Origin of the sequence: Sulfurospirillum sp. MES (assembly GCF_000789415.1) — a bacterium.
In the GTDB taxonomy this organism is placed as follows: Bacteria; Campylobacterota; Campylobacteria; order Campylobacterales; family Sulfurospirillaceae; genus Sulfurospirillum; species Sulfurospirillum cavolei.
Genome location: NZ_JSEC01000032.1, coordinates 1 through 3082, shown reverse-complemented (window position 1 = coordinate 3082; position 3082 = coordinate 1). Strand labels below are relative to the sequence as shown.

Below are 3082 nucleotides of genomic sequence, written 5' to 3'. Positions count from 1 at the left end.
CTTTAATAGCACGCTTCTAAATGAAAGGCTCGAAGGATCGCATATCAGCGTTTTTTTCCCGACGATGCCGTATCTGTATGTTTCCAAATTGATTAACGGGACGCTCGTGCGTTCCAGCGATAACGAAAACGGCTGGGAATACATGATGGCGACGTCCCATCGCAAGATCGACGATCTGACTTACGAATTAACGCTCAGACGCGGCGTCTTGTTTCAAAACGGTACGCCCTTTAACGCCGATTCGGTGGTGGAAAATTTTCGCTATTTTATGCAAGATCCCGTCGTTTATTCGGACATTCACAAAAGGCTCCAAAGCGTCGAAAAGGTCGATGCCTACACGATTCGTATTCACTTGAACAAGCCTTACGGATTATTGTTCAGCGACTTAACGTCGATCAATCTGTATCCGAGCGCGTACTTGAAGCGTTACGGTTGGAGTACCAAAGAGGGTTCTACATGTAACAGTATGCAAGCTCCAGGCCCGTGGGGATTGGGACCTTACCGATTGGAAAAAGGGTATGCGACGGGACGGTATCAAACGCCGACGTTGGAGTTGGTCGCCAATGAAAATTACTATGAAAAAGGGCTTCCTTACATCGAAAAAATCACGGTCTATACGGAGCTCACTTCCCAAGAGGCCGTACGCATGGCATTGGAAGAGGGAACGCTCGATATTACGCCGATCCCGTTTAATAAAAAAGTCGAAACCGTGCTTTCCAAGTACGCGCGATTGGTTACCAAACCCTCGCTTCACAATATCTCGATCTATTTTAACCTACTCAAACCCAAGAGTCGTTTGCAAGATCAAAAGATCCGCATTGCACTCAATAAAGCGATCAATCAGGAAAACCTTTTAAATTTCGTTTACAAAAACGAAGGTGTTTTAGCCCCGAGCGAAGCCAGTCCCAATTACCGTTCGATCAAACGCGCTATCACGGATTTGCCGACGTGGGGACAACGCGCGCGAAACAAGGATGCCGACGAGGAAAAAGCACTTAAACAAACGCTTGATGGATTGCACCTTAACGTCATTACGATGGATCGGTTTATGTTTTTATGGCACGGGATCGAACATCAGCTCAAACGCTACGGCGTGAGTTTGGAGTATACGATTACGCCGAACGAAAAGGTCATTTACGAGCAGCTCTTAACCAATCGCGAATCGCCTAAAACATGGGATATTTTGACATGGGGAAATGACGATTGGAGTAGTAACAATCCGTGGACGGCGTTTTTTGCGTACCGTGTTGCCGATAAATGGTCGGCGATGGACAAAGACGACGTGATGCAAACGTATATCGAGCAGTTTTTCGACGCAGAGTTTCAAAGCGAAAGTTTTTACGAAATCGTCTCTAAAATCGTCCATCGTGCCTATGAAAAAGCTTACATGTTAGCCGTTCCCGCACCCAATATCGTTTTGGCGGTCAACAAAGAAGTCTCTTATGAGCCTTCTTCGGTGTTGCTGATGCCGCTGTGGAAAGCAAAAATTACGAAATACCATCGCTCGATTGCTCCTTTGGCATATCCTAAAGAGCGCGAAGCCCCGTTGATTCCTTTAAGGTTTAGCTATGATTAAATACCTCTCCATTCGGCTCAAGTTTTTGTTGATGGCGTCGCTGGGCGTTTGCTCCATCGTGACGCTCTCTTTTTTGGCGTTTGACATTACGCAAAAAGGGGTTGTGAACGTCAACAACGTTTTTGAGGGTTCTAAGCGCGTACAAACGATCCAACAGACCTATATTTTGCCGCTTTTTAAGCTCAGAGAGCAGTCGCTCTCTTTAATTATGGCGCCCAACGAAGATTTGCGTAAAGATATTTTACGGACGATCAATGCGATGTACCAAAAGATGGACGAACCTTTTCAACATTTACCGAAAAACGTTTACGAACAGTGGCAAAATTACGTGGCGTTGATTAGGGCGAACCAGTCTTACCTCAAAGACGATTTTGAAGAGGGTGCGTTTATTAACGCCAATACGGTTGAACGCGATCAATTTTACGCGCTGATGGATTCGCTAGACGAGATGCAGCAAAACGAGCTTTCCCACGCTTCGGATACCTTTACCAAAGCCAATAAAGAGGCGAATAATTCGCGTTATTTTATCGTCGTATGGCTGATCGTCATTATCGTGCTTACCTTGCTGATCGGTTCGTATATCGCCAAAAATATCGTCGATTCTACCTTACATGTCAGCAAAGGACTGCGCGAATTTTTCGATTATCTCAAGTCGCCCTCGACCGAAGAGGCGACAAGGATTCATATACCGCTGAATAATAAAGACGAGTTAGGCGATATGGCGCGGCGTATCAATAAAAATATCGAAATTATCCAAGCCAATTTAGAGCAAGACAGCAAACTGATCGAAGATGCGACCAACGTCGTGGAAGATTTGAAACTCGGCAACTTGGATCGACGCTTGGTGGCGCGCGCCAACTCCGATCAGCTCAACCTTTTAAAAGCCGTGATGAATGAAATGCTCGATAATTTGGAATTTCGCATTCAGCAAGAGATCGATGAGCGCACGCGTCAAGAACAGCTTTTAATCCAGCAAAGCAAGCTTGCCGCCATGGGCAATATGATCGGCAATATCGCGCACCAATGGCGTCAACCTTTGGGCGAAATCAACGCGCTTTTGATGATTATTCAAGTCAGACGCCATTTTGAAGACTTTACCGAAGAGTTTTTAAACGCCAAAATCGAAGAGTGCAACCGCATCACCGAGTACATGTCCAATACCATCAGCGATTTTCAAAACTTCTTCAAACCCTCCAAAGCCAAAGAGATTTTTGACGTGACCCATGCGTGCGAACGCGCCAGTTCGATTTTGCAAGCATCGCTCAAATACCACTCCATCGAGTTTCGTTTGGAAAAAAGCGAGGGTGCACAGGTCTTAGGCTATCCCAACGAGTTTGCGCAGGCGATCTTAAACGTTTTGTCCAATGCCAAAGACGTTTTGATCGAACGTCAAATCGAAGCACCGTATATCGCGATGAGCGTTAAAAACGGCAAACGCTACACGCTGATCAAAATCGAAGATAACGGCGGCGGCATCGCGGCGGAGCATATCGAGCGTATTTTCGA

2 protein-coding genes are annotated in these 3082 nt (G+C 46.0%); both read left to right on the top strand.

Features of this window, described 5'->3' with window-relative positions; all coding sequences use genetic code 11:
* Positions 1-1576, top strand: a 1576-nt coding sequence (locus tag OA34_RS13140) for an ABC transporter substrate-binding protein (RefSeq protein WP_039676151.1), incomplete at its 5' end; no start/stop codon positions are given.
* On the top strand, positions 1569-3082 hold a 1514-nt coding region (locus OA34_RS13135; RefSeq protein WP_286683062.1), incomplete at its 3' end, for a sensor histidine kinase. The genes OA34_RS13140 and OA34_RS13135, both read left to right, overlap by 8 nt.